The sequence below is a fragment of the Niabella sp. CPT15-335-S11 genome (assembly GCF_058792415.1).
Genome location: NZ_JBYTEI010000004.1, coordinates 129,592 through 156,301, shown reverse-complemented (window position 1 = coordinate 156,301; position 26,710 = coordinate 129,592). Strand labels below are relative to the sequence as shown.

General features: G+C 43.3%; 19 protein-coding genes. 15 read left to right on the top strand and 4 right to left on the bottom strand.

Annotation, left to right across the window (positions count from 1 at the left end; genetic code table 11):
- Positions 1–2 precede the first annotated feature (2 nt).
- Positions 3–314, bottom strand: a complete 312-nt coding sequence (locus AC3WS5_RS13410) for a helix-turn-helix transcriptional regulator (protein ID WP_492467906.1) — start codon at positions 312–314, stop codon at positions 3–5.
- Positions 315–674: 360 nt separating this feature from the next.
- Between AC3WS5_RS13410 and AC3WS5_RS13405 the strand changes: the two genes are divergently transcribed.
- Positions 675–2,015, top strand: coding sequence for a dihydrolipoyl dehydrogenase family protein (locus AC3WS5_RS13405; RefSeq protein WP_492467905.1), 1,341 nt, complete (start codon positions 675–677; stop codon positions 2,013–2,015).
- A gap of 123 nt (positions 2,016–2,138) precedes the next feature.
- Here AC3WS5_RS13405 and AC3WS5_RS13400 read toward each other — a convergent pair whose 3' ends face one another.
- The 3 genes from AC3WS5_RS13400 to AC3WS5_RS13390 form a co-directional block, all read right to left on the bottom strand.
- Entirely contained in the window at positions 2,139–2,813 is a 675-nt protein-coding gene (locus AC3WS5_RS13400; protein ID WP_492467904.1) for a 16S rRNA (guanine(527)-N(7))-methyltransferase RsmG, read from the bottom strand.
- A 269-nt stretch (positions 2,814–3,082) separates the two neighbouring features.
- Entirely contained in the window at positions 3,083–5,791 is a 2,709-nt protein-coding gene (locus AC3WS5_RS13395; protein ID WP_492467903.1) for a bifunctional YncE family protein/alkaline phosphatase family protein, read from the bottom strand.
- Between the two features lie 91 nt (positions 5,792–5,882).
- The gene (locus AC3WS5_RS13390; protein WP_492467902.1) at positions 5,883–6,761 is read right to left on the bottom strand and encodes a hypothetical protein; all 879 of its coding nucleotides are present in this window, start codon (positions 6,759–6,761) and stop codon (positions 5,883–5,885) included.
- Positions 6,762–6,946: 185 nt separating this feature from the next.
- On the opposite strand from AC3WS5_RS13390, the gene AC3WS5_RS13385 reads away from it, so the two are divergent.
- The 14 genes from AC3WS5_RS13385 to AC3WS5_RS13320 all read left to right on the top strand — a co-directional run bounded on the left by AC3WS5_RS13385 (position 6,947) and on the right by AC3WS5_RS13320 (position 26,703).
- The gene (locus tag AC3WS5_RS13385) at positions 6,947–8,260 is read left to right on the top strand and encodes a DUF5690 family protein (RefSeq protein WP_492467901.1); all 1,314 of its coding nucleotides are present in this window, start codon (positions 6,947–6,949) and stop codon (positions 8,258–8,260) included.
- On the top strand, positions 8,239–9,021 hold the full coding sequence (gene phnX, locus AC3WS5_RS13380) for a phosphonoacetaldehyde hydrolase (protein WP_492467900.1): 783 nt from the start codon (positions 8,239–8,241) through the stop codon (positions 9,019–9,021). The genes AC3WS5_RS13385 and phnX overlap by 22 nt, the downstream gene beginning before the upstream one ends.
- A gap of 5 nt (positions 9,022–9,026) precedes the next feature.
- Complete coding sequence (phnW, locus tag AC3WS5_RS13375; protein ID WP_492467899.1) at positions 9,027–10,124, top strand: 2-aminoethylphosphonate--pyruvate transaminase; 1,098 nt, start codon at positions 9,027–9,029, stop codon at positions 10,122–10,124.
- Positions 10,114–11,439: an aspartate aminotransferase family protein gene (locus tag AC3WS5_RS13370; protein ID WP_492467898.1), complete on the top strand. Its 1,326-nt coding sequence runs from the start codon at positions 10,114–10,116 to the stop codon at positions 11,437–11,439. The genes phnW and AC3WS5_RS13370 overlap by 11 nt, the downstream gene beginning before the upstream one ends.
- Before the next feature lie 269 nt (positions 11,440–11,708).
- A complete protein-coding gene (locus AC3WS5_RS13365) occupies positions 11,709–12,911 on the top strand; it encodes a TIGR03364 family FAD-dependent oxidoreductase (RefSeq protein ID WP_492467897.1) in 1,203 nt (400 codons plus the stop codon).
- A gap of 236 nt (positions 12,912–13,147) precedes the next feature.
- On the top strand, positions 13,148–15,502 hold the full coding sequence (locus AC3WS5_RS13360) for a TonB-dependent receptor plug domain-containing protein (protein WP_492467896.1): 2,355 nt from the start codon (positions 13,148–13,150) through the stop codon (positions 15,500–15,502).
- Between the two features lie 25 nt (positions 15,503–15,527).
- Positions 15,528–16,820 (top strand): RagB/SusD family nutrient uptake outer membrane protein, encoded by a 1,293-nt coding sequence (locus AC3WS5_RS13355; protein ID WP_492467895.1) that lies wholly within the window; start codon positions 15,528–15,530, stop codon positions 16,818–16,820.
- Positions 16,821–16,842: 22 nt separating this feature from the next.
- Positions 16,843–19,914: a SusC/RagA family TonB-linked outer membrane protein gene (locus AC3WS5_RS13350; protein WP_492467894.1), complete on the top strand. Its 3,072-nt coding sequence runs from the start codon at positions 16,843–16,845 to the stop codon at positions 19,912–19,914.
- Between the two features lie 57 nt (positions 19,915–19,971).
- Positions 19,972–21,501, top strand: coding sequence for a RagB/SusD family nutrient uptake outer membrane protein (locus AC3WS5_RS13345; protein WP_492467893.1), 1,530 nt, complete (start codon positions 19,972–19,974; stop codon positions 21,499–21,501).
- 3 nt (positions 21,502–21,504) lie between these two features.
- Positions 21,505–22,137 (top strand): fasciclin domain-containing protein, encoded by a 633-nt coding sequence (locus AC3WS5_RS13340; protein WP_492467892.1) that lies wholly within the window; start codon positions 21,505–21,507, stop codon positions 22,135–22,137.
- A gap of 19 nt (positions 22,138–22,156) precedes the next feature.
- Positions 22,157–23,002 carry a hypothetical protein gene (locus AC3WS5_RS13335; protein WP_492467891.1) on the top strand — a complete coding sequence of 282 codons (846 nt, stop codon included), beginning with the start codon at positions 22,157–22,159 and terminating at the stop codon, positions 23,000–23,002.
- Between the two features lie 6 nt (positions 23,003–23,008).
- A complete protein-coding gene (locus AC3WS5_RS13330; RefSeq protein WP_492467890.1) occupies positions 23,009–24,646 on the top strand; it encodes a LamG-like jellyroll fold domain-containing protein in 1,638 nt (545 codons plus the stop codon).
- Positions 24,647–24,657: 11 nt separating this feature from the next.
- On the top strand, positions 24,658–25,152 hold the full coding sequence (locus tag AC3WS5_RS13325) for a hypothetical protein (RefSeq protein WP_492467889.1): 495 nt from the start codon (positions 24,658–24,660) through the stop codon (positions 25,150–25,152).
- 24 nt (positions 25,153–25,176) lie between these two features.
- A complete protein-coding gene (locus AC3WS5_RS13320; protein ID WP_492467888.1) occupies positions 25,177–26,703 on the top strand; it encodes an Ig-like domain-containing protein in 1,527 nt (508 codons plus the stop codon).
- Positions 26,704–26,710 lie beyond the last annotated feature (7 nt).

Sequence of the window (26,710 nt, the reverse complement as noted above, 5' to 3'; positions counted from 1 at the left end):
ATTTATTTTTTAGGCGCCCTTTCTTTTACTGTTAACGCTGCATCCTGTAGTTTTCTGCCAAGTGTATCATCTACTGCTACTTTTAATAAATCCTTTTCCAGGTTCAATACAAAAAGTACCTGAGCATAAGAACCCATAGCAACCCCAGGCATGCCTTTTTCTATGGAAAGTAGGGTCGGCCGGCTAATGTTCGCTCTTTCTGCCACCTGCTCTGCACTCAGTTTGCGGCGCAACCGGGCCAGCTTAATATTTTCGCCAAGCTCTGAAAGAATTTTAGCTGTGCTCGGCAATATTTGAGATTTCTTATGTTTCATAATGATAATTATATTTTACAAATATAACGCATTTTGTAGAATATTTTTTACATTGTTAAATGGAATAGAGTAAATCATCCATATTGTAACATAAAATATTGAGTGGGATGCACAACCTTACCCTGCGCTCCATGTCAAAGCTGGAAGCGGCGTTGGGAGAGACGATCATTTGTGTGCCGGAGTTGGCAAGCAGAAGTTTCGATAAAACACGGGTGTTGTTGCCGAGAAGATTTAGCGAGAAGGGTGCGAGCTGTCGGCTATCTTATTTTATTATAATTCCCCAAACGTTTATCGATCTCAAATGAATTAATTTTATCAGGGCAAACCAAAATGGCATTCTTTAAAATTAAATTCAAAACAATGAAAAACTTTGATGTTATTGTTGTTGGGACCGGATCGGGAAATACGGTGGCACAACGTTGCGCCTCAGCCGGCAAAAAAACGGCCATTATTGATTCTAATCCCTTTGGCGGCACATGTATTTTAAGAGGTTGCGATCCTAAAAAAGTACTCGTCGGCCTATCTCATACGTTAGCGCTGAATCAGCAGTTGCTGGGAAAAGGGATAAGCACTCCTGCCACATCTTCGTGGGGTGAATTGATGCGATTTAAAAAAACGTTTACTGATTCCAAACCACTTAACATTGAAGCAGGTTTAGAAAAGACCGGCGTTACTACCTATCATGGGAGAGCCGCATTTATTAATGAAAACACCTTGCAGATAAATGAAGAAGTTTTGCAAGCCGAAAAATTTGTCATTGCTAATGGCGCCAGACCACGCGGGCTCAATATTCCGGGAGAAGATTTGTTGATTACCAGTACCGATTTTTTAGAGCTGGAAGAATTACCAGAGGAAATGCTGTTTGTCGGTGGTGGCTATATTGCTTTTGAGTTTGCACATATCGTTTCGCGGTTTGGAGTAAAAGCAACGATTGTTCACCGCGGTGAAAGGCCCCTGGAAAACTTTGATGCCGACTTGGTTAAACTATTAATGACAGCAAGTGAAAAGCTGGGTATTCAGATCAAATTAAATGCTGAAGTGAAAAGTATAACTAAAGAAAATAACCGTCTTATAGTTAGTGCAGTGCAGCATGGAAGGGAAGTAAAATTTCCTACTGCCCTGGCTGTGCATGCTGCAGGCAGAACCGCGGATATCGAAGATATGGGATTGGAAAAGGCAGGCGTGACGGTCAATAGAAGAGGAGTAGCTGTAAATGATTATATGCAAAGTGTGTCCAACCCGAACGTATATTCCTGTGGTGATGCCAATGATCGAGGTTTACCGTTGACGCCCGTTGGCGCCAAAGAAGGCATCGTGCTGTCGAGCAATTTGTTAAAAGGAAATCATTTGAAGATTGACTATGGCCATATTCCTTCCAATGTGTTTACCGTTCCTGCTCTTGCGTCTGTTGGCTTAACAGAAGAGGAGGCAAAAAAGCAAAATATAGACTACAGCCTACATTTCGAAGAGACCACCGGTTGGTATGCTTCCAGACGGCTGAATGAACCGGTTTCAGCCTTTAAAATTTTGAAAGATAAAGAATCGGATCAGATCATTGGAGCGCATCTTTTAGGGCCTCATGTCGAAGAGACGATCAACATTTTTGCCGTGGCAATGAATGCAGGAGTAAAAGCAAGCGATTTGCAAAAAACAATTTTTTCTTATCCCACTAATGCTTCTGACGTCGTGTACATGTTATAAAATTAATTGTGTAAATGCTATTAGAATTACCGTCAAGACAGGCGCCACCTTTTGTCTAAGATAGGCGACCTCGGTATCATTAGCTGCAACTAAATAGCAGCGGTGAGATAAATTCCCGCTCGTTTAATTTGCGAATGACTGGCGGCTGATATAAACCAGGTGTTGTTCCTTGAAAAAGGGCTCCTCAAAAAAGTCCTTTAGTGGCAAAACAAATGGGAGCGTATTACTTTCCTTTATTTCCTGTTCCAAATTTCCGCTTTTGAGGCAAATAAGACCCGGAGCAAAATAGATACCCGGCGCTATGCCCGTTTTTTTGACGGTTACTTTCGCTTTTTTAATCTGGAGAACTGGTTCGGTCAGAGACATCAGATCTTTCAATGACGCCTCGTCGCCCGAGAGGACATAGTGAAATTTTTGATTTCGGATGTCGTCGACTTTGCCGTTGAGGGTTCGGACATTGGTCAGTCCAAGTTCCTGTGCGATTGACTCAGCTACTTTTAATTTGTTGGCATTGCTACTCAGCAGTGTGAATTGAGCGTCAGGGTACATGATGGCCAGGGGAATTCCCGGGAATCCCTCGCTGAATCCCAGATCCAGGATCTGTTCACCTGAGCTAAGAGGGACAACTGTTGCGATTGCCAGGGAATGCGGCACATGTTTCTCGCTGATACTGTTAATGTCTTTCGGGCTGATGGTGTTGTTTTTCTCATTCCACTCGCGGTAGAGGGCTTCTAATGATTGAAGCTGGCTAATTTGCTGATCGTTAGAATGGGAAAAATATTTATTTATTATTTCCATAAAGACAAATATAAGGTATTCTTTATTGAAGTGCAATATTTCTGAAGACAAAATATTATAGTTGCAATTGTTTTGATACGTGACTCTGGTATAACAAGCTGGCTTACGGCTTCTTAAACACTAAAAATTCTGGTTGTACAATAAGAAATTGAAGAATTCGAATATTGTTGGAGCTAATCATAATGTGTTCGTTCACCCGTAGGTATACCAAAATGAAATGGCGTTTTACGATAGGCTATACGAAACGGCGGGAAACGACACATCTATATTTAATTCCCAGCACTCTTTTGTTTGTAATGTTCGGTTCTCTGATGATTCGTCTCGTCCATCTCCGGACCCTGCTCAATTTTTCTCCAGTCGATGGGCCGGTTGAATTTCTCCATGGCCTTGTCCCAATCGAAAACCTTTTTGTCAGGATAGGTAAGCGTATAAGGCGTGTAATCAGGGCTTCCCGTAAAGAAATCGCCCAGATATGAAGCAGTAATGTCGTATTGATTGACATACCTAACACCCAGAATATTGTAAATCACTTTCAATATAGAACCAAAATTAGCATGCGTTTTTGATACATAACCTTTCTTCACATGAGGCCCTGCCATCATTAAAATACTCCGGTGCCCGTCAATATGATCAACACCACCCTGCGGGTCATCCTCGGTTACAATCACCAGCATATCTTTCCAATAAGGCGTGCGGCTAAGGAAATGAAGCATACGCCCGAGTGCCAGGTCGTTATCTGCCATGTAAGAATGTAGATAAGGATACCCATCTTCCGGTCTCGGTGAAGCGCCATGGTCATTGGGCAACATCACTGTTATTAATTGCGGCATCTTCTCTTTACCTTTTAACCATTTTTTTGTAAACTCTTCTTCAAATTGGGTCATCCTGAACTGGTCGGGGATATTAGTATTGTACCCCGCAAAGTTGTGCGAGGTGCGGCTATACAAGGCCTTTTGCATGGGAACCATTACCAGGTGTGCGGCGCCTGTTGCCGTATCCGCCCATTCTTCCCGGACGTGCGCTGTTTCATTGGCCTGCCCGAAATTGTAGAACGAGATACGGTTCCTTTCCAACGCCTCCCATAACCCACCGGTCTCCGCGTAGTCTTCAGGATCCATACTTCCTGTAGAGCCCGGAAAACGCCTGCCGGGAGCCGACGAAAACAGTCTTGCAGTTTTACTCACACTTGAATTGGCCTCCACCCACTCATTGGGTATTACGCCCATCATCCAGTGATGACCATGAATGGATGCATCGCTATCACAATAAAAATTATCGCTGAAGGCAAACTGCTTCGCAGCTTTGGTATGATTGGGTGATATATTCACATTTCTCAATGTATCTTGTTTATAATAAATATCAACACCATTTCCATAGCGGGCGAGCGTATGATCGGCAACCGCATTGGCGTGTTGCCCAAGCACCTCATCAAAGGTTCTGTTCTCTTTGGTAATATAAACAATGTGTTTAATGGGTGGCTGCTTCAGACCCGGAACTGCAGGCAATGGGTTGTCATCATCGTTTAGTTTTAGTGTTGTGAAAGTGTTTCTTAAACTCTGTTGCGTAAACTCTTTTAACTTGGATTCATTGGGAGTACTGAGTTTTTGAAAAGTTGCTAACTGAATATCGCCCACATAGGTCCCCTGAATGGGCGCAACAAAGTTTTTGCCCCCATTTGGCCCTGCGCCATAGCCGCGACAGGATATAATATACATTTCTTTTTCATCACCAGACAGTGCAACCCGCGTCGGGCCCCAGCCCGTGGGAATAAGTCCTTTCGTTTTTTTAGTAGCGACATCAATGACCCCCACTGCATTGAAGCCCAGGAGGGCTGTATAGATGGTTCGGTCATCTTTACTTAAGGCAATACCAAACGGGAGTAAGCCCCTGTGTTTGTCAATGCTCTTGTCAGTCGTGATGGGTATTTTGCCAATGACCTTCCCTAGCTGATGATCAATGATTGCAATATTGTCGTTTGTGGCATTCGTCACGTAGGCATACTTTTTTCCTACAGCTATCGAGTTGGGACTGGCCCCACCCACCACCCTGGCATCTTCGATCATCTCGCCAACCAAGAGTCCTGTCTTAAGCCGATACAGTATTTTATTTGTTTTTAAATCGATACCGTAAACACTCATCGCTTCAGGAGCATTAGGACTTCCCACACCCGGAATTTCTTTTCCATCAATCACCGTCCCTTCTATCGATTCTTTGCTGTTATCTCCGTAAGGATGTCGATCGATCATCATCTTACCGGCGTTTTCAGGGGTTGCTCCTTTTACCAACGGGTAACTGTACACACCCACACTTGCAACCAGCGCGATATTCCTTCCAGGGGTGAGTGCTATACCAAAAGGCTGACGGCCCGTAGGTATCGATGCTGTGATCTTTTTTGTTTTTAGGTCGATACGAACCATTCGAAAATTGCCGCGATCGAGTACCAGTAACTCATCCCTGGCATCATTATAGACCAGATCACTTGTAAAACTGTGTTCAAAATTTTTACCTCCAACGACGCCATTCAAGGAAATAGAATCGATCATTCTTAAATTGATATAATCATATACGATCACGCTTCCGTTGTCGCCGCCGCTCAAATACACCTGTTTTAAGGTGGGGTGAAAAACCACGCCTAAAAATGAACCGTTTTTAAGTGGGGATTCAACGGTCTTTTCATAATCAGGAATTCGCTTCGCCTTCATCGTTTTCAGGTTAATCATCGTGATCACTCCATTGTGTAGCGTGATGGCGACATCCCCGCCGGGCGCGACTGCCAACCCAAAAGGATCATGGGTAATACGGATCGTTTCTCCGGCAGGTGTTACGTATCTCCCGCTGGGCAATACGGAATATCCTGCGGTGTCAATTTTACAATACTCATTGTAACCGGGGACCGTTAAAATGGTATGCCCGGTTTGAGTAAAAGCGAAATGATTCGCGCAGACGAGCGTAATCAGAAGTATAGTAAGTTTTTTCATAAATGCGATTTATAATGTGAATGCTTGCACTTGATTTTGGTCTGTTCTTAGTCATTGCGTCCTTCTCCTGTCGAAAAGAACGAAGCCGGCCCTAAGAAAATAGAATTTGCTTTTCTACGATCAAATCTTGTTCATTGACTTTTGGAGACGGGATAGAACACATCCGAATATAATCTGTTTTCTGACAAGTATAGTCATAATAAGCCTGTTCAATTTCTGAAAATTCCTGCTTCAGAACAATTTTTGACGGAATGTCTTCCAAATCCTGAATTGTACCCGAATCTTTTACCTTGGTGAAAATAATCCTCCTGGCTATAGGATTTCTATTGTAATCAAGGCTTAAGTAAATACCTCTGAGTAGCCGGGGGTTTTCAAAAAACGGTAATTGTAAGTATATGGTAACGAGAGCCAACTGGTTATTCGTAGATTCGTTGAGACTGATATACAGGCTTTGGTCCAGATTCAGTAAAGCCATTCCCTTGTTTATGGAGTTATAGGCATTTTTCCTGTATATTTTTATGCCGTGATCATTGGCCGACTTAAACAGTAAATACGGCTCAATTTTGAGGGCATCAATTGAAGACGACATGCTATAGCTTAAATATAATCCGAGATATCCCACGGAATTGGGAAACGTTTCCAAAGCGAAAGAATCTATTTGAGTTAGAAAAGAGGATTCTTCTATTTTTTTTAGCTCGTTTTCAATATCTGTCAGTTTTTCATTCATGTCAGCCGCACTATTTACCAGTCTTTTTCTGGAAATATTATTGACTTTCGACAGCGCATAATCAAGTGCCTCTTCTGGTTTGTTGCTTTCTTTAACGGATTGAATGTAAGTCGGTAACACCGTTGCATAGAGGGCCGACAGGATACTGGGCGAAAATGGCGTGCGGTTCGCAATATCTTTCATCTTCATCCCTTTGCTTCGTAAGAGGTTCAAGCGCTCATAAATATTGACCAGAACATCCATGTTTCGACAGATTTAATGGCGGCAAGATTGGAAATTTTCAGCGATCGCTACATTAAGACTTTGTTATGATAATGTGACATAAATATTAAATAATACATTACTGCGGGGCATGAATTTATAAATTATCGGAATTAATTTTTATGTATTGGCGCTGCCTCTATTTTTGGCAACTACAATATTATTGAATGTCTGAGAGTATTAGTGTTGGTCAATTTGCGACAAAGTCCCCTTGCCGTTTGAAATTTGTGCTGCTGACAGGCTTTGGCGTTTTAATTGCCTATTTGTTTGTTTACATTTTGCGAAAGTCTTTTACGGCATCTACCTATGATGGGCTGGGGTGGGGTAGTTTCAGTTTCAAAATTATTATAAGCGTTTCACAAATTTTAGGATATCTGTTGTCCAAATTTATCGGAATAAAACTTATTTCGGAATTGAAAAGACGACAGCGATTTCCCGCAATTGTTATTTCTGCTCTCGGGGCGGAGATAGCCTTGCTGTTATTTGCATTGATTCCATATCCCTATAATTTCTGGTGTCTTTTTATTAACGGATTGTTCTTGGGATGTATGTGGGGTTTCCTGTTTAGCTATATTGAAGGGAGATATTTTACGGATGTACTGGCCAGTTTTTTAGGAGTCAGTATAGTGATTAGTTCGGGGGCAGCGAAGTCGCTAGGGTTATTTGTGATGTCTCTGGGAATAGATCAGTTTTGGATGCCGGCTGTTTTGGGCGCGTTTGCCTGTCTGGGCCTTATAATGATTTCATTTGGTCTGGACCGAATGCCGGACCCCTCTCCGTCAGATATTCAGGAACGTTCAATTCGGAAACCTTTAAACAAAGCAGAGCGAAAAGAACTTTTCAGACGGTATGTATCAATACTATTACCCTTGTTTATCGTCAATATATTATATACCGTACTGCGGGATATTAAAGAAGATTTTTTGGTAGATATCGTCAAAAGCACTTCTATCAGGCTTGAGCCTTTTCTGTTTGTAAAGATTGATAGTTTGGTGACAGTCATTTTGCTGGTGTTATTGGGTTCGATGTTTTTGATAAAGCAGCATAGATTGGTGATCCATATTCTTTTCGTGTTGATGCTGGCCGGTTCGGGATTGATATTTTTTACCAGCACCGGATTTGAAAGTTTTCAAAATATCCCGATTCTCTGGCTTTTTTTACAGTCGCTGGGAATATATACCGCATACCTGGCGTTTCAGACGATCTTTTTTGACCGGTTCATTTCATTGTTCAAAATCGCCGGTAACGTGGGTTTTTTCATTTACCTATCGGATTTTTTGGGCTATCTGGCCTCCTGTGTTTTTTTGCTATTAAAATCCTTCTTTCATGTAAATATTAACTGGTTGCAATACTATAACAAGTTGGCTGTTACGGTGAGTGTGGTCTGTGCCCTGGCAATAATTTTAGCCTTCATCTTTCTAAACAAAAAAGTAATTTATAATATCAAAAGTAAACAAGCATGGAGAAGATCAAGTGTATAATTTTTGATTGGGCGGGAACAATGGTTGATTTCGGCAGTTTTGCTCCGGTTAATTCTTTCATAAACGCCTTCAGAGAAGCTGATATTGATATATCGGTTAAGCAGGCAAGATTACCGATGGGGCTCAATAAGATAGACCACGTGAAAGCAATTTTTGGAATGACTGAAATTGAAAATCAGTTTCTTGAAAAATATGGAAGGAAGTGGAACGGAGATGATGTGGAGAAAGTGTATGACAAGTTTAAAAATGAGCTTTTGGTATCATTGAAGGAATACGCGGAACCTATCGACGGAGTCGCAGCAATGATAAATAGTTTGAGATCAAAAAATATCCTGATCGGATCCACCACGGGCTACACTTCTGAAATGATGGAGATCGTGAGGCCAATTGCGGAAGAAAAAGGACTTTCTGTTGATTGTTGTATCGCTTCAGATTTAGTGCCCGCCGGAAGACCCGCACCCTATATGATATTTGAAAATATGATCGAGCTGAAGGTGGATAGCCTGGATGCTGTAATAAAGATTGGAGATACCATTGCCGATATTAAAGAAGGCGTGAATGCCAAGGTAATATCGGTTGGCGTAATCAAGGGCGGGAATGAATTGGGGATGACAAAGGAGGAGCTGGACACAGCAAATCCTGATGAACTTAATGAAACAGTAACCGGCATTGAAACGAAGATGCGAGAAGCAGGTGCCGATTACGTGTTGGACAATATATTGGAATTGCCCCGGTTAATTGAAATTATAGAAAAAGATTAAGAATAATGACAGACTATTTATTGCTTACGCCCGGTCCTCTTTCTACGACTAAGACAGTGAAAGAAGTGATGTTGCATGATTGGTGTACCTGGGACGATGATTATAATGTGAATATTGTTCAGGAGATTAGAAAAGATTTGGTAAAGCTGGCGACATCTGAAGACGACGAATATACTTCCGTACTGCTGCAGGGCAGCGGGACCTATTGTGTGGAAAGTGTTATAATTAGCGCCATTGGCGGGAAAGATAAACTGCTTATATTATCAAATGGTGCATACGGAGAGCGAATAGAGGTTATTGCAAAGTGTGCAGGCATCAATTTTACAAAACTTTCTTTTCCTGAAACAGAGATCTTAAACGAACAGACGCTGCAAAGCGCGTTGGAAGAGGATAAAGACATCACGCATGTTGCTTTTGTGCATTGCGAGACAACAACCGGTATTCTAAACCCGATAGAGAAGCTCTGTAAAATCGCCTCGTCGTTTGACAAACGCATTATAGTGGATGCTATGAGCAGTTTTGGTGGCATTCCCATGGATGTGGCAGCACTAAATATTGATTTTTTGGTTAGCAGTGCCAACAAATGTATTCAGGGCGTACCTGGTTTTGGTTTTGCAATAGCAAAAAAAGAAATGATGGAGACCTGCCGCGGCAAATCTAGCAGCTTGTCCCTGGATTTGTATGACCAGTGGTACACGATGGAAAGCCAAAAAGGAAAGTGGCGATTCACCTCGCCGACACATGTTGTCAGGGCTTTTAAGCAGGCGCTTTGGGAACTTGATGAAGAGGGTGGTATAACAGCAAGAAACAGGAGGTACAGTGAGAACCGGGATACGCTGATCGAGGGCATGAAGAATATTGGCTACACGACTTTGTTAGACAGCGATGTTCAATCCCCGGTGATCACGTCGTTTTTGTATCCCGGAAAGGAATTTGATTTCAGGGACTTTTACAATTTTTTGAAAGGTGAGGGGTTTGTTATTTATCCTGGAAAGATTTCAACTGCGGATACATTCAGGGTGGGTACCATAGGTAATGTATTTCCAGGGAATTTTAAAAATCTTACCGAAATAATAAAAGGTTTTGATTACAATGGAAGATAGATACTTGACGGAGGGAGATATCAACAATTCAGTTTTAAGGAGAGATTGGGATCAGCAAATGGCAAAAACTGCATCCGCGGAATCGTTGGTAAGAGACCGGAATTGTTTTTTACATCAGTCGCTTTCTACGCCCTGTCTGGATAGCATTGAGCGTGCCGACGGCATATTTCTTTATTTAGAAAGCGGGAAGTCATATATGGATTTCCATGGTAATAATGTTCACCAGTTGGGTTACAATAACAGGTTTATTATTGAAAGGGTTATTGACCAGTTAAACAATTTGCATTTTTGCCCCAGAAGGTACACAAACAGGACAGCAATCGAATGCGCAGAATTGATATCGCAACTTCTGCCCCCGGATTTTAATAGAGTACTGTTTGCGCCTTCGGGTGCGTTGGCTGTGAGTATGGCGCTAAAACTGGGTAGGCTGATTTCGGGGCGATATAAAATAATATCCACCTGGGATTCGTTTCATGGGGCTACGCTTGATACCATTGCTGCGGGCGGTGAGGCACAGTTTAAAAAATCAATGGGCCCCCTGATGCCGGGAGTTATTAATATCCCGCCTTTCATGCAGCGGGGGGGAATATTTGACGGTGATGAACAAAAATATCTGGAATACCTGGAGTACGTAATAGATAAAGAAAAAGAAATAGGCGTTTTGCTGATAGAGACCATTAGAAATACGGATGTTCAGATTCCATCAGAGAGTTACTGGAAGGCTATCAGGGAAATATGTGACAGAAATGATATCATTCTCATTCTTGATGAAATCCCCATATCCATGGGGCGCACAGGAACTATGTTTGCGTTTGAGAATTTTGGAATCGTTCCGGATATTTTGTGTTTGGGAAAGGGGCTGGGTGCAGGAGTCTACCCCATGGCCGCTATAGCTACCAAGGGCTCCTACAATATCGGCGCTGAACTTTCTTTGGGACATTTTACTTATGAGAAAAGCCCGGTTGGTAGCGCTGCAACCATTGCGGCTATTGAGTTTATACAGCAAAACGCCATTCTTGGGAGGGTTAATGATTTGCACAGCCTGTTCAGGGATAAGTTGTTTGAATTGCGAAGTAAACACCCCGTAATTGAAGATGTAAGGTGTATCGGCTTATTAGGTGCGATAGAGTTTGATAATGATTTGTCGGGAGAAACTTCCCTCGCAGAATCTGTATTGTATAAATGTCTCAACAAGGGGCTGAGTTTTAAAATCGCAAACGGAAACACGATTCAGTTATGTCCCCCTTTAATAATTTCTGAAGAGGAGCTTAAACAGGCCTTTTTAATAATTGATCAAAGCCTCTGCGAAGTTTAGCATCGTATATTATGGCGATTTGTAACATGGGTAATTGTTTCATGGATTTTCGGGAAGTAAAATGGATTCAAGGGAGTTTGTTCTTGCTTTCCTGTTAAGGGATAATCAAATTAATATTACCTGAATCTTAATTCATACGGCACAGGCGATTTATAAATAAATGAGACTACTTAATTCATATTTTTTGCAGGACCTGCACCCTATTTTTGAGCCCGAAAATAAACGCTTTGTGAGGTATATTTCAAGACAGTGCACTTATTAATCTATTGATGAATCAGTCGACTAAATTGCAAAAAACAACAAATAAAATAGATCAGTCATTCGACCTAATCGTTGTAGGTGGCGGTGTACTGGGTACATTTCATGCTTATCATGCGCTTGAGATGGGACTGAAAGTGGCGCTTTTGGAAAGAAACACACAACCCTTAGGCGCGACTGTATCCAATTTTGGACAAGTTATACCATCTGGTATGAATGGGAAGTGGCAGCAATTTGGTCGGGAGAGTCTGCAGATCTATAAAGAGATCCAGGCAAAGTTTGACATCTCAGTTCGGCAAAATGGTTCGATCTACATCGCCTCAGATAGCGACGAGGTTGCACTTATTGAGGAGCTTGGGCAAATTAATCAAAGTAACGGGTATGAGTCTCACTTGCTTGATAAAGGAGCCTGCCTTAGTAAGTATCCGGGTCTTCAGGCGGATTATGTAAAAGCCGGTCTGTTTTTTCCCGAAGAAGTTACCGTTGAACCGAGAGTAATGATCAGCCGGCTATTGCAATATCTTATTGTCGAAAAAAACCTCCACTATTTTGGTAATACAACCGCATCCGCTTGTAATGCTGTGTCGGGCGGTTCAGGTGGAGTAGAAGTAATTACCGCCGCTGGTCAGCGTTTGAAAGCATCGAAGGTCATTATTTGCTCTGGCGCCGAATTCAAACTGCTTTATCCGGAATTATTTGCATCCGGGGATCTGGAAGCCGTAAAAATTCAGATGCTTCAGACAATACCGCAAAGTAATTACATGCTTAACGGATCGGTTTTAACCGGGCTTTCGATAAGACGCTACGAAGCGTTTAGGGAGTGCCCTTCATTCTCTGCAATCAAGTCGAAGGAAGATCCCGGTTCGTTCGAGAAAAAATGGGGCATACATATTCTCTTCAAACAGGCAGTTGACGGTTCGGTTATTATTGGCGACTCGCATGAGTATGCTGCCGCTTCGGATATTGACGCTCTAGGTTTTGATCTTAAGGAAGAAATTGATGAATATATCCTTCAGGAAGCAAAGAAAATATTTGATCTACCATCATATAAGATCCGAAATCGCTGGTATGGGATTTATTCCCAGGCCAGGCATCAGGATATCTTTCAGCGGGATATTGATGAGAACATACATGTGGTAACCGGCATCGGGGGAAAAGGAATGACTGCTTCAGCCGGTTTTTCAAAAGAAAATATTAAACAACTACTTAACTGAAACTATTGATGGCTGGGAAAACTAAAATATTGGTCGATGATCAGGTAGGAACAACCGGCGTTAAGCGCTTCCTAATGAAGAGCGGGAAGTCTTGAAGATTTACGGTTTTCTGGTTTTTGTAAAGAGGCATATCTATAATGAGACCATTTCAACTGGCTTAATAAACTGAAATTTTAAACATGGAATTAGCACCTGGACCTAGTGGAAAATTTTCGCTTTTTATAATCTTGTTCTTGATGATTGTAACGGATTTGAGTGCCCAGAGTAAAGACACACTTAGGGTGGATAGTGTCGTCTTGTCCAACCACATCGGCATTGAAAATATTTTGCAAGGCAGTGTTGCCGGGCTTAGGGTGAAGAGCTGGTCGGGAACACCTGGGGCTCAGGCTACCATCAATTTGCGTGGATTAAGCCTCGACCCTACCGATCAATCGATTATGCCGCTCATCCTGGTAAACGGGGTGCCTGTCATTGCCAGTCCTTCAAATATAACGGGCATCAATCCCCTCAGTTATTACGCACCAGAACAAATAGAACGCATTGAAATTATCAGGGATATTGATCAATTGGCAGCTTATGGTGTGCAGGCCCCTAACGGAGCTTTAAATATCGTGATGAAAGAGGGCGAGTCGGGGCAGATTCGTGTCAGGGGTAATGCTTTTGCCGGTTCAAATTTTCTTCAAAGGAGCAGTTATCACAAGGATGCTTTTTACGATTTTAATACGATTGCCCGCAGGCAGGTGTATGGAGACGGAGGGGTGCTGAGCGGTCAGAACGTATTGGTTGATGGCGCCGGTACTTACGGCTCTTACTTATTTGGATTATCAAATTTTCAGGATAAGGGTGTCATAAAAAACACCGGGTTTGGCGCCCAGTCCCTGTTTCTGAATGCACGATATAACATCTCGGACCGGCTGACGGTGCGCTTTTATAATAACCTGGCGCTGGCAAATCGTAACGGGCGCTACGCGGGAGATTATACCCGCGAACTGACTCTCCCCGTAATTGACGATGAGAAGTTCTATATGGACAAAAACAGAAATATAGGTCTCGTTTCATCGATGGGGATAGCTTACACGCTGGGCCGCGGTCTGGAGATCAAGTCGGTTGCCGGCCTGTCTTACGAAGGTGCAAGCCGTGATTTGTACATACCTTCTAATCTTCAGGCTGGAAATATTTACGCCTCAAGCGCTGCTTATAAAAGGCAGTTGATAACGGTAAATACCACGCTAAACTACCTGTACAAGATATCGGAGGCGTTGAAAATGGACATGATACTTGGCAATGAAATAAGGAACATTGATAACAGACTGACTTCCGTAAACGGGCGGCGTAAAATGGCAAGCGGTGGGTCTGATTTTGTCAAAGTAGTTACGGGCTATAATGCCAGTCAGGTCAACGCGCTGTCTGACCATGAAGTGGAAAAGGCTGTATCATTTTATGGTAACTGGAAGTGGAATTATAAGGAAGATATCAAACTAAACATGGTACTGCGCGCTGACGGAAGTTCGCTATATAATAATAAATGGTCGCTTTATCCGGCATTGGGCATGCATTATGATTTTAAAAATACCTTAAGGCTGCCGGTACAAGCCAAAGTAGCCGTTGGCCAGACGGGAATACTAAGCAGACCGGAGGTTTATCGCGGCGAATTAACGGGCTATGGAAATTATTATGGAGGCAATTACCTGGGGATTGGCGAGCTATATCCCTCGTTCGCAGACGCAAAAAGCGTTAGGATAACGCATTTCAATGTTGGGTTGGCTGTCGCCATTCTTCCCTCTCTTAACCTTTCTGTCGATTATTTTAATAAAGTCTATCGCGATTTTACTTTTCAGCGAACATTGCCTAACATCAGCGGTACTGATTATAAGTATGAAACGGGAGGATCTATCGGGCTGCAGGGTGTAGAGCTTAACCTCGATGCAACATGGATACAAACACGTCGTTTTCTTTGGGCTGGTAATTTTAATGTAGCTGCTTACCATAATAATGTTCGAGCGCTGCCCGCCGAAATTGAAAATACCAGTCTGGCCTACCTCTCGGCCCTTTCAAAGGGAGATGCGGTCACGTCGCTGATTGCTTATGAAGCAGGGCGGCAGAAGATCATCGGGCAAAGTGAGCCCAAAGCTTTTGGGGGATTGACTAATACGTTTAAAGTTGGAAATATCTCAGCCAGCCTTGTAATGAGCTATGCATTAGGCGGGCATATAATTACAGAGTCGTTTAACAGCAGGTATTATGCTGATAGGGTACAATATGATTTTCCTACTAAAGCATCTGAAACGCCTTATTATCTGGTGACGGCAGACTTAGACAACCGAACCATTTATCAGGGTGTCAGAACGGTTGAAAATGGTAGTTTCCTCAGGCTCAGCAGGGCGGCTATTTCCTATCACACGGGTTCTTTATTCAAAGAAAAACTGACCGACATGGAGATATTTGTACGTGGAGATAATCTGATTACGATTTCCAGATACAGTGGATTAAATCCCGAGGAGAATGTTGCTAATGTTCGCAAAACGGACTTGAGCGCTACCGGAACACCTTTACCGTCTTCCATCGCAGTTGGATTAAAACTGATTCTCTAAGATGTTACATAAAAGAATAGATAATATGAAATATAGAATATTTGTCCTTTTCGCACTTGTAACCATTCTTTTTTCGTGTCAGAAAGCACTAACGATTAAGGAGTTGGAAAACAGGACAGTGGCTCAGGACTATTACAATACACCGCAGCGGGTTGAACAAGCCGTTATTGGAGGTTACGTTGATCTGAGAAGGGCACTGCTGGCCAATTATGCCTGGATCATGTATGGGGAAGCAAGGGTCGGCGATCTGAATGTAGCAGTCGCCTATCAAAAGGATGTCGCTGCCCAGAACCTGACTTTAAACGATCGTAACGTAATGCAACTCACTAACTGGGAATATTTCTACGATGTCATTAAAAATGCAAACGATGTGCTGGATATTGTAGCTCGGTCGAACGGAGATATTCTTAGCAAGTATGAACAAAATCTCTTCAGGGGTGAGGCGCTGGCATTAAAGTCAATGGCCTATTTCTATCTCGCCCGGGTTTGGGGAGATATCCCTTCGGCTGAGAAAGAAAATATGGGAAAGCGATTGACCAATAAGGAAGCCGTAACCCGGGCAGCAGCATGGGCAACCGAAGCTAAAAACCTGTTACCCTGGTTATTGATCAACAACGATGGGATTGGGAGCACAGCGCTGACAGCAGTACGGTTCAATAAGACGGCCATTGTTTCATTGCTTGCTCACCAGGAGCTTTGGCTGGGTAATTCACAAAAAGCGTATGATCTGCTCAATAATACTTTTACTCCACAAACGGCAGACAGCCTGTCAACTTTCAACCTTTCTATGGGCACAGACAACCGGGTAGTCATACCGGCTGTCCCCCTGAATGGCAACGTTGTACAAATGCCGCTTAACAGATTAAATGCGATTTATCCAAATGCAGACAAACGTCGGACCACCATGTTTACTGTTTTACCAAAGGAAAATATAGCGAAGCTAATCGTCAGAAACGCAAGTGAATTAGAGATACTTCCTGTAAGGGAAATCAAGCTTCTTTTTTCGGAGGCGGCATGGCGATCCGGTCACTTATCTGAAGCGAAAAATTATCTGATCAGTGCTGCTACCGGTGCTGTTGAAGACTACAATGTTCTAACTGAGCAAACATTCGGTGATGCACTCTTGCTGGAGCGGCAACGCATGCTTGTTGGTACCGGCCAGCGTGTTTTTGATTTGATCAGATTTGGTAAAGTCAGCAACTATATTTCTTTATTTACCGAAGCTGATGTGAGCAACGGAGCTGCGTACTGGCCGGTGGCTGAAAAAAGCAGAAAAGATAACTCATGGGATCAAAACAGGTATTGGTTAAATCGTTAAGCGGATTTAAAAAGCAAATTCAATGAAGGCATTAATAAAAGTAGTTGGTTTTCTTTGTGTGGTATTGATCATTGCCGTGAATGTCAGCGCACAGTCAGTGATGAACGGTAAAGTGACAGACACGCACGGAGTCCCCCTGGTAGGAGCTTCCGTTAATATTGCGGGACGCAACGCCGGAACGAGTACCGACACGCTGGGAAGGTTTCAGTTAAGGCTGCACCATGGAGATACATTATTCTGTTCTTTTATAGGTTATAGTCCTCGCCGCGTTGTGTTTAATAAGGCCGCTGATCTGGTGATCCAATTGTCAGAGGATAATCAGAACCTGGATCAGGTCGTTGTTACAGGATATAAATCGCAGGCCAAGGCGGAGATTACCGGCTCTGTGGCTACTTTAAAGATGGATCAGGTAACGGAGGTACAAGCAGCCGAATCATTCAGTTCTTTATTACAGGGGAAAATAGCTGGCGTTAATATTCAACTGAATTCAGGAGAACCAGGCGCCTCCCCGGCAGTAATTATCCGGGGGCTGGCTGCCGTCACACGCGGTGATGCTTCCGCTATATCGGAACCGTTATACGTGGTAAATGGCATACCGATCATTTCAAGAACAAGCAGTGAGTTTGCAATTACCAGTACAAATGTGCTGGCGGATCTGAATCCAAGCGATATTGAAGATATTACCGTATTGAAAGACGCTTCTGCTGCGGCGATTTATGGTTCAAGAGCTGCCAATGGCGTGATTTTGATCACCACTAAAAAGGGAAAAAGAGGTAGGTCTCAAATCAATCTTAGTATTCGCACAGGGATCAATTTTGTGCCGCCGTTGTTGGATATTGCAGGTGGGTTAAAAGAGCGGGAACAGGTGCAGCATCTTTATGATCTCTATGCACCTTATGGAGTTTACATGCCTGCGATGTACACAGATGTCACCAATCCATTCTATAATAATTCATCCGACTGGCAGCGCTACCTGTACAGAACTTCAATCACGCAGGATTATGGCGGCTCTGTAAGAGGTGCAGGTGATTTCGGTCAGTATGATATTAGCATGGGCTACATGAATAGTAAGGGGATATTGTTCAATACTGGCTTTAAGCGTTATAGTACGATGGTCAACACTAGTTTTAACGCGTTGAAGAATGTCCTGGTCATCAATAATGCGCTGGCTATTTCCCGCACTGATCAGAGCAGAAATCCAGATGCGCTCTCCACGAATTACTCATCATTGCTGCCACTTCCGAACAATCCGATCGTAAAAGGTACGGAAGTGTATTTGCCGGGCAAGAATTCCAATCTGAATGATCGGATACGTTTTAGTACAGAAGCTGCGCTAAACCCCTTCCGGAATTTCACCTACAGGGCCACCGTTAGCCTTGAATACTTGCGGGCTATGCGGGATTCATATTCCGAATCCAGACGAACCCTGCGAGTGTCGAATAGCAGCGGCGTTGGCGAAAACCGCAATTTACTTTTCCAGCATACGCTAACTTATACACCGAAGTTTGGTAATGGGCATAGTTTGAGTATTCTCGGCGGGCAAAGCTTAGAAAAAAATGAATCGAAACTAACCAATGTAAGCAGTGTCACGAGTGCGCCGTCTTTATCTCAATCTGTTCATTGGCCAAAAGGAGGTAGTATCGGATCCAGCAATTATACTGCCAGTACATTGCTGTCCTATTTCAGCCGTGTGGATTATTCATACAAACAAAAATATTTATTGGGAGGATCGATAAGAACGGATGGGTCTTCGAAATTTGGAAAAGATAACCGATGGGGTGTATTTCCGTCTATTTCTGCAGGCTGGAATTTCTATAAAGAATCAGCGCTATCTCAGTTGGGATGGCTGTCGAACGGAAAATTGCGCGGAAGTTTTGGCTTGTCGGGTACAACCTGGGATAACAACTATCTCGCCTTGGGTATAATGGACGGGGGTTCATTAGATCGATATAACTCATTGCTCGAAATTTCTTACGGTGGTGTATCAGGATTTACGCCTACCTGGTTTGATGGATTCAAGAATGATAACCTTACCTGGGTAAAAACCAAAATGGCAAACGTTGGGATGGATTTATCTTTTTTTAAGGGTAAGGTGGAGTTTATTTTCGATGCTTACGAGAAGTTGACTAACGGATTGTTATTGACCACTTCGCTGCCAACAACTTCCGGGTATAACGAAGTATATCGCAACGCAGCGGATGTACTCAACCGGGGATTGGAATTTACTTTGAATACAGATGTTCGTCGCGGTAAAAATTTCTCCTGGACCAGTAACCTGAATTTTGCCTATAATAAAAATAGGGTAGTACGGCTCCCTGATGGTAATGCAGACATCATTAAAATAAGTACGTCGGGGCAGGATTTCGGGTCGATTGTTCGCACGGGAGCCCCGCTAAATGGATTTTTCTTCTACCAGTCGGAAGGCGTTTATCAATCAGAAAAAGAAATTCCGATAAACCCCGCGACCGGGAAACCATTAATTGGATTACAGAACAAACCGTTGGCGGTCGGCGATCGTAAATTCAAAGATCAGAACGGGGATTATCGTATAAACGTTGCTGATCGCGTATATGCCGGCGACCCAAATCCAAAATGGTCCGGTGGCTGGACAAATGATTTCTCATACAAAAAATTCAGCTTTAATGTGGTCTCAACATTTGTTTCCGGGAGAAGTATTGTAAATACAGCGCTGCTGAGTCGACTCAGGATGGGTAAAGAATTTGCCGGGGCTACCTCCCTGCCCAATTTTGACCACTATTCAATTTGGGAAAAGAGCGGCGATAATGCCAGGTATCCCACCTTGAACCCGTGGGGTGACGCATCACAGATTGTGGATTACGATTCGGAATATATTGAGGATGGATCATATTTTAAAATTAAATCAGCCACACTTTCTTACATCATTAATAAGCGTTCGGCAACGAGGTTTTTTCCTTTTGAGAGGATGAGGGTCTATTGTACACTCGATAATGTAATCACGTTTCAAAAATACAGCGGACCGGATGCAGAATTAACGACCATTGATGGTTTTGACAAGTCTGGCGGATACCCGATGAGAAAGATGCTATTATTCGGAATTTCCATCGCATTATAATTTCAAAAACTGCAGGTTATTGAACCATGAAACGTCCATAAACATGAAAATTAACACATGAAAAATAAATTTATATTTATCATATACGTTGTGGCTTTAGTCTTTACGGTGGCATCATGTAAGAAATGGCTGGATGAATTACCGATCACTACGGTAACCGAAGACCAGGCCTGGCGCACGGGCAGTGATGCTGAGGGAGCCGTAGCTGCAGCCTTCGCAATTTTTCGGAGAGCGCTATCCGGACTCACCAAGGCAGATACGCCTGCAACCACCCGTTGGGGATCCTGGGGAGATTATTATTTCTGGGGCGATGGACGCTCGGGAGACTGGATCACGCCTAATAACGATGGAGACTGGCAGGCTTCTTTTGAAAACCACCTGATCCGAAGGACAGAATTGGAGCCTTTAACGAACTGGCGGCTTTTTTACAGAACGATTGAACAGTGCAATCTTGTGCTGGAAAAAATCCCCGACATCAAAGAAGGGTTTACCGAAACAAGAAAAAAACAGTTGTTGGCGGAGGCCCGTTTTCTTCGGGCTATGTCACATTTCTATACCGCTCGTATTTGGGGAGATATTCCTATCAATCTGAAGGCACGGAACGTGGAACCATTGGGCAGGGAGCCGCTTAATAAGGTAATGAAAATGGTGGTGGATGAAGTGTCAGAGGCAATACCCGAATTACCCTGGCAATACAGTGGTTCAATAAAACAATCAATGTCCAGAGGTACAAAAGGCGCAGCCCTGGCCCTGAAAGCTCATGCTTGCATGTGGTTGAAAGACTATCAGGGGGCATCAGATGCCATTAAAGAAATCATCAGCTCCAACACTTTTCAGCTGGTGCCGATTGAAGGGTTTCGCGATCTATTTGATAAGGGCGAATCCCAGGAAATAATATTTGAAATGTTCTATGATACAAAACTGGGAGAGTTCTCAGATTATTACGGGCATATTCTTACTTATTATCTTACGAACCCTTATACCTCGAGGGGAAATTTGTCATTAGCCGTACCAAAATCTAAAATATTAGAGATTTTCCCGGACTATACCAGAGATAAATCCGACAAACGGGTGCCCGAGTTTTTTCAGAGCATTGATTTTTCTGTGAGCGCCAGCGAATTGCGCCCCATTTTTACGGATCCTTTACAAAACGGAGAAAGAAACATCATGTTTGCCAAATTCAGGAAGGCAAAGGATCGTAGCTATAATATCATGGAAGGCCCGGTTCCTATTTTCAGATACGCGGATGTGCTGCTCTTGAAAGCAGAAGCAGATGCAAGGCTTGGAAAGATTCCTGAGGCGCTTCAAAATCTTAACGCCGTACGTTCGCGGGCCGGCATCCCGGCATTTACAAGGGACGATCAACCTGTAGTGATTGAAGAGGTACTTGAAGAACGCCGTAGGGAACTGATCGGAGAATATCATAGGGTGTATGACCTGGTACGTCTCGGGCGCCTTCATGAATTTAATAAAAATATTACGGAACAGGCAGAAAAAGAGGGGGCGGGATTTTGCCCCGTGAGTCAGGAAGCTTTCGCGAACAATCCTAAGATGGAACAAACTTATTATTGGCAATTCAATCAATAAAGTATGAAAATTTTTCTAACCGGAGCGATCCTTATTCTTCTTACTGCAGGATGCAGCCGGGATTATTTTACGGACGGAGGAAGTCTTTCTTTAGAGAAGACGGCAACGTTGGGTGTATCCACAACTGATTACCTGAGAACTCAGGGAACATTATTTGATACCCTGGTTACGTTGATTGAGATGAGTGGGTTGGAAGCCGCTGTTAATGCAAAAGGGAATACATTTTTGGCTCCCAGTGATTATTCTATATACAATTATTTGAACCTGGTATTTCCGGATCCTCAAAAAAGACCTGCATCATTGCGGGCCATCCCGCAGGAAGAAATGAATAAGATTACCGGGATTCTGAAGAATTACATTATTCCGAATCAGGAAGTAGTTCGGGATAAATTAGCGACCACGTACAGCTATTTCACGACTTATGGAGAAAAAAAGGCTCGTTTTAACCTGGTTCAGGATGATTATTTAGGTAATGTAAAAATGGGTGCAAAATTTATCGTTTTTTCATTGAATACTGCTGCGCCCGGACAAAAAGAAAGATACCAGTCGGTACAGGTTGCCACTTCAGATCTGCATTCCACCAACGGTGTGGTCCATCTGCTAATCTCAAGCTCACATATTTTCGGATTCAATTAATCTTAAAGTGATAAAAAAAATGCCCGCGATATTATCTAAAAAAATTTCTCAAAAGATAGCAGTGTTGCTTGGATGCGGAATCTTGCTCATTTCCTCCTGCACTAAAATTCCACCGGAGGGAAGCATTGCACCCGACATCAGCTATAAGAACAGAAAGCAAAATGCGATTTCCGGCTTGCGTCAGAATATTGGGACATTTCAGGCCAGTAAATCCTCTCTGCCGCTAAAATTCGAAATTGAATCTGTTCGTGAACTCAGTGGTAAAAGTATCAGTGCGCTGACTGATAAAGTACCGGTCATAAATTATAAAAGCGCTGTTGTTGGCAACGAAACTCCTGCAGAACTGGCAATAAAATCAGATACCGTTATGGTGCCTGCTGCAGGTATCAACGAATATACCGGTGTTCTGGAATTTCAGGAAGGAAACCGGATCCCAGCCGGAGAGTATCATTTTGATATAAGCGTTTCCAATACTTCCGGAAGCAGGTTGCTGAAAGATGCCCTTGTAGTGGAATTTAAGGAGTTTGATATAATATCCTGGTCATCTGGAATGGCCCGAAAACCAGAAATAGAAAAGGTGGGGGATACTCCCAACCAGATTCGGTTTATGGGATACTTAAATGGGAAACAGCTTTCCGGCGAGGATATTGATTTTACTAAAAATCGCGCGGCCGGCTTCAAAGGTAAGTTTGTGAACGACACCAATGAAGGAGAAGTGTGGAGTGTAAATTTCCCGGTGAAGGAATCAAATACTTACTGTACCTGGAGGATCGTAGATGCCGCTGGTGTTGTCAGTTATCAGTCACTCAATTTCAATTTTGTCATTGGAACTCCTGGCAGCTACGTGATCAAATTATATAAATAATAGATAATGAAAGTTTTTATTAAATGTTATAGTCTGCTTTTGGCGGTTAGTTTCTTTTTCTGTCAGCATGCTGATGCCCAAGCGGCTAAAAGCAAAAAAATACTGGTGATTGGGGTGGACGGTATTATCAGTACGGCCGTTGACTACGCAGCCACTCCTGGTATTGGGAGGCTCAGGTCCAATGGTTCGTTCAGTATGAACGGGTTCTCCGGAGTCCCGGCTTATGCAAGTTCCGGCTGGGCAACACTACTTACGGGTGTCTCTTCCGAAAAACATGGTGTAACAGTTGCTGAATCATTTACCGGGAACAACTTTGCTAAATACACGTCCGTTGTCACGCATATCAAATCTGCCGCGCCTTCTACAACGGTTGCTTCTGTTGTGCGAACTGCTGAAATAAATAACCTGTTGAATCAGGCAGCTAACTACAAATTTCAGTACGGCACGGATCAGGAAGTTTACAATAAGTCATTAGATCTCGTAAAACAGGCTGATATGGGAGCTGTGTTCGTTCAGTTCAGCGGACCTGCTGATGCCGGTAAAGAAGTGGGTTACCAGCTTCGGCAGGCCCGGTATGTATTATCTATTCAGAAGATTGATGAATATGTAGTGGGGTTACAGACGGCCATTCAGGCACGTGCAAGTTACAGTAGCGAGGATTGGAATATTTTTCTGGTTTCTACGCATGGCGGAACAGAGAGTGCGATAGCTCAAAGCACCTCAGCTGAAGAGATTAACGTGCCAATTATTTTATCCGGAGCCGAATTAGATAAAAAAGAACTCGTGGGAACTTCTATGGCGCCCCGGGAAAACACGGATAATATACTCACTATTAACAAAGCGCCTACAGGCGCCGTCACTTATGTTCGTATTCCAATTAAAGGAACTGCTTTACAGGGAATGAATAGATATACGATCGAATTTTGGGTCAAAGCCGGCGCTAATACAAGTGACCCATCGATCATGGGGGATAAGAACTGGAATTCAGGCGGTAATTCGGGCTTTACGATATGCAGAAGCGGGGCTTCATGGAAGATCAATTTTGCGAATCAGAAATCGGAGCGGTATGATATCGGTTCAGGGAGACCGCTTGAAGACGGGAATTGGCATCATCTGGCTGTAGCATTTGATAAGACAAGGTTATGTACCGTTTATCAGGACGGGGAACAAGTGGCGCAATCCACACTGACCTATAAGGATGCCGATAATATGGCTTCGCCTTATGACTATCTCTGTCTGGCGCAGGAGGGAACGCAGACCTACAGAGATGGCGGACCTAACTGGGCAGGTTCCTTTAATGAAGTCAGAATATGGACTGATGTGCTATCGGGAGAAACAATCAAAAAGTATATGTACCTACGCAATATTGAGAATGGTAATCATCCCAATAGGAACTCGTTGGCGCTTTATTTGAAAATGGATGAAGTTACCGGAAACGTGGTAAGGGACTTTAGCGGTAAAGGGAATAATGGCGAGATAGTGGGCCCTGCAAGTGAGCGGCATCCTTATTATCCTATCAGTCTCACAGACGTGGCGGTAAATGTTTTGAGTCACCTGGGAATACGCCCGGACGCTGCCTGGGGAATGGAAGGAAACATACTAAAATCAAATGTCCCGTTCAGACTATTTAAAGTGAAAAACTAACACAAAGGATTATGATAAAGAGCAGAAATATTAAGATTGCCATCGTTGTGGTATCTACTGTGTTTGGTATTGTTATGGGATTTAGTTCCTGCAAAAAAGATAAAATACCACAGAGGGATGTGGCCGTAAAGGAACAACTTGTTGCAGGCAGGTTGCATGGTACCTGGGGGGCTCCTTATAATATTGTCACACCGGGCAATGTACCGCCGGAAATTTTTGGGACGATGAGACTGGTCTTTACCACAGATGGAGCTGGTAATCCGCTTCAGTTTATGGCGCAGGATTGCCCGATCATATTTAGTAACGGGGGTGCGGGGGCATGGAAGGTTTCAGGAACGGAGGACAGCGCAAAGGTCAATCTCACGGGTGTTGGTCCGGTTGACGACTTTGATGTTAAAGTTACGTCCACTACTCTCACGCTATCTTTTTTTATGGGATGGGAAAATACCGAAACAAAAGAAACCGGAAAGGGAAATTTTAAAGTAACGCTTAGCCGTCGTCAATAATCTAAAGTATTTTAAAAACAAGGTATGAAAAATAAATTAATATTGGTAACTGGTGTCATTGGAGTATATGTTATGGTCTTCCTTTCATCATGCAAACAGGAATTTGACCATACCATTGACACCGCAAACCCGACCATCGTCAGCTACAGCCCCGCTTCGGCAGTGGAAGGCATTTCTGTAAACAGCAACCTGGTATTAACTTTTGATAAGTTTGTTCAAAAGGGGATAGGGGAAATTATTATTGCCAGTAAGTCGGATACACAACGCATCGATATAAAATCGGACGCTGTCGTTATCGGGCAGGACAAACGTGTTCTTACTATTAAACCTGCTCGTGATCTCAAAGCAGATGAGTTCTACACCGTCATTTTGAATAGAGGATTAGTTACGGACTTACTGAAGAATCCTTATATGGGAGTGCCGGACGGATTTTCGTGGAAATTTAAGACCGTGGGAAAGAGCGGTCTCGCCATCAGCTCAATGAACCCGCTTCCCGGAAGTGCCGATGGTTCGTTATTTAAACTGGAACTGAATTTTGCCACTGATGTAAAAAAGGGGGCGGGAAATATTTCCGTTTTTGAAACTACCGGTGGTGTAAAGGTGGCAGAGGTTGCGGTGACCAGCCAATCAGTTGTGGTGGAAGGAAGGCAGGTTACTATTAAGCTTGGAACTCCACTTAAATTTGCCACTGGCTATTATGTGCTTGCTGATGCCGGTTCCATAACAGATGGTCAGGGTAAATCCTTTGAAGGTTTTTTGACGCCTCAGCAATGGAATTTTACCACAACCGCGGGTAGCGGAAACAGTCTGCTTGTGTACCTCCCATTAGATAATAGTTTTGCAGACGTTAGTGGTAACAGGTTTGATGCCATGCAGGGAGAAAAGGCTTCTGCTAAAGTGAGTTTTATTACTGACCCGGTAAGGGGGAGAGTTGCGTCATTTGTTTCGGGCTCATATGCCGTACTTCCCAAACACAATTTATTGAGGCCTGTGCTGAGCCAAAGTTATAGTTTTAATTTTTGGGTTAAGCTTGCGGCAGTAGGATCTGATCCAGTGTTGTTTTCCAACTCGGATTGGGATAGTGGCAGTAATCCGGGATTTGTATTGGCGACAGACGGGGCGCTTACATATACCGGCCCCGGATCACCCGGCAGAGGCTGGTTGTTTAAACTGGCTGGCTATTCACCCGGCAATAGTAATCGTATGGATTGGAGGGCTCGTGAAATGACCCCGCAAGCCCCCGCGTTGGCAAATAATCAATGGCACATGGTAACCACCGTTATTGATCAGACGGCAAAACTTCTGCACGTGTACATTGATGGTATAGAATATTCGAAAGCAACGCCCTATGACCTTAATTTGTTGAAAGGGCCACTTTGGGATAGCGTAAATGATTATCCTTTCACGATTTGGGAAGATGGAACAGGTGCTTATAATGCTAGTGATGCCACAAGAAAAGCGCTCAGTGGGCTCATGGATGACTTCAGGATCTACACAAAAGTTTTACGGCCGGATGAAGTGAGTAGTCTATACATAGCTGACCAGAAATAACGGATAG

Excerpts from the sequence above, each read along its gene's own strand:
- phnW (WP_492467899.1), top strand. The coding sequence starts at position 9,027 with ATGACAGACTATTTATTGCTTACGCCCGGTCCTCTTTCTACGACTAAG.
- AC3WS5_RS13325 (WP_492467889.1), top strand. The coding sequence starts at position 24,658 with ATGATAAAGAGCAGAAATATTAAGATTGCCATCGTTGTGGTATCTACT.
- AC3WS5_RS13395 (WP_492467903.1), bottom strand. The coding sequence starts at position 5,791 with ATGAAAAAACTTACTATACTTCTGATTACGCTCGTCTGCGCGAATCAT.
- AC3WS5_RS13400 (WP_492467904.1), bottom strand. The coding sequence starts at position 2,813 with ATGGAAATAATAAATAAATATTTTTCCCATTCTAACGATCAGCAAATT.
- AC3WS5_RS13410 (WP_492467906.1), bottom strand. The coding sequence starts at position 314 with ATGAAACATAAGAAATCTCAAATATTGCCGAGCACAGCTAAAATTCTT.
- phnX (WP_492467900.1), top strand. The coding sequence starts at position 8,239 with ATGGAGAAGATCAAGTGTATAATTTTTGATTGGGCGGGAACAATGGTT.
- AC3WS5_RS13365 (WP_492467897.1), top strand. The coding sequence starts at position 11,709 with ATGAATCAGTCGACTAAATTGCAAAAAACAACAAATAAAATAGATCAG.
- AC3WS5_RS13370 (WP_492467898.1), top strand. The coding sequence starts at position 10,114 with ATGGAAGATAGATACTTGACGGAGGGAGATATCAACAATTCAGTTTTA.
- AC3WS5_RS13355 (WP_492467895.1), top strand. The coding sequence starts at position 15,528 with ATGAAATATAGAATATTTGTCCTTTTCGCACTTGTAACCATTCTTTTT.
- AC3WS5_RS13335 (WP_492467891.1), top strand. The coding sequence starts at position 22,157 with ATGCCCGCGATATTATCTAAAAAAATTTCTCAAAAGATAGCAGTGTTG.
- AC3WS5_RS13345 (WP_492467893.1), top strand. The coding sequence starts at position 19,972 with ATGAAAAATAAATTTATATTTATCATATACGTTGTGGCTTTAGTCTTT.
- AC3WS5_RS13385 (WP_492467901.1), top strand. The coding sequence starts at position 6,947 with ATGTCTGAGAGTATTAGTGTTGGTCAATTTGCGACAAAGTCCCCTTGC.
- AC3WS5_RS13350 (WP_492467894.1), top strand. The coding sequence starts at position 16,843 with ATGAAGGCATTAATAAAAGTAGTTGGTTTTCTTTGTGTGGTATTGATC.
- AC3WS5_RS13320 (WP_492467888.1), top strand. The coding sequence starts at position 25,177 with ATGAAAAATAAATTAATATTGGTAACTGGTGTCATTGGAGTATATGTT.
- AC3WS5_RS13340 (WP_492467892.1), top strand. The coding sequence starts at position 21,505 with ATGAAAATTTTTCTAACCGGAGCGATCCTTATTCTTCTTACTGCAGGA.
- AC3WS5_RS13390 (WP_492467902.1), bottom strand. The coding sequence starts at position 6,761 with ATGGATGTTCTGGTCAATATTTATGAGCGCTTGAACCTCTTACGAAGC.
- AC3WS5_RS13405 (WP_492467905.1), top strand. The coding sequence starts at position 675 with ATGAAAAACTTTGATGTTATTGTTGTTGGGACCGGATCGGGAAATACG.
- AC3WS5_RS13360 (WP_492467896.1), top strand. The coding sequence starts at position 13,148 with ATGATTGTAACGGATTTGAGTGCCCAGAGTAAAGACACACTTAGGGTG.
- AC3WS5_RS13330 (WP_492467890.1), top strand. The coding sequence starts at position 23,009 with ATGAAAGTTTTTATTAAATGTTATAGTCTGCTTTTGGCGGTTAGTTTC.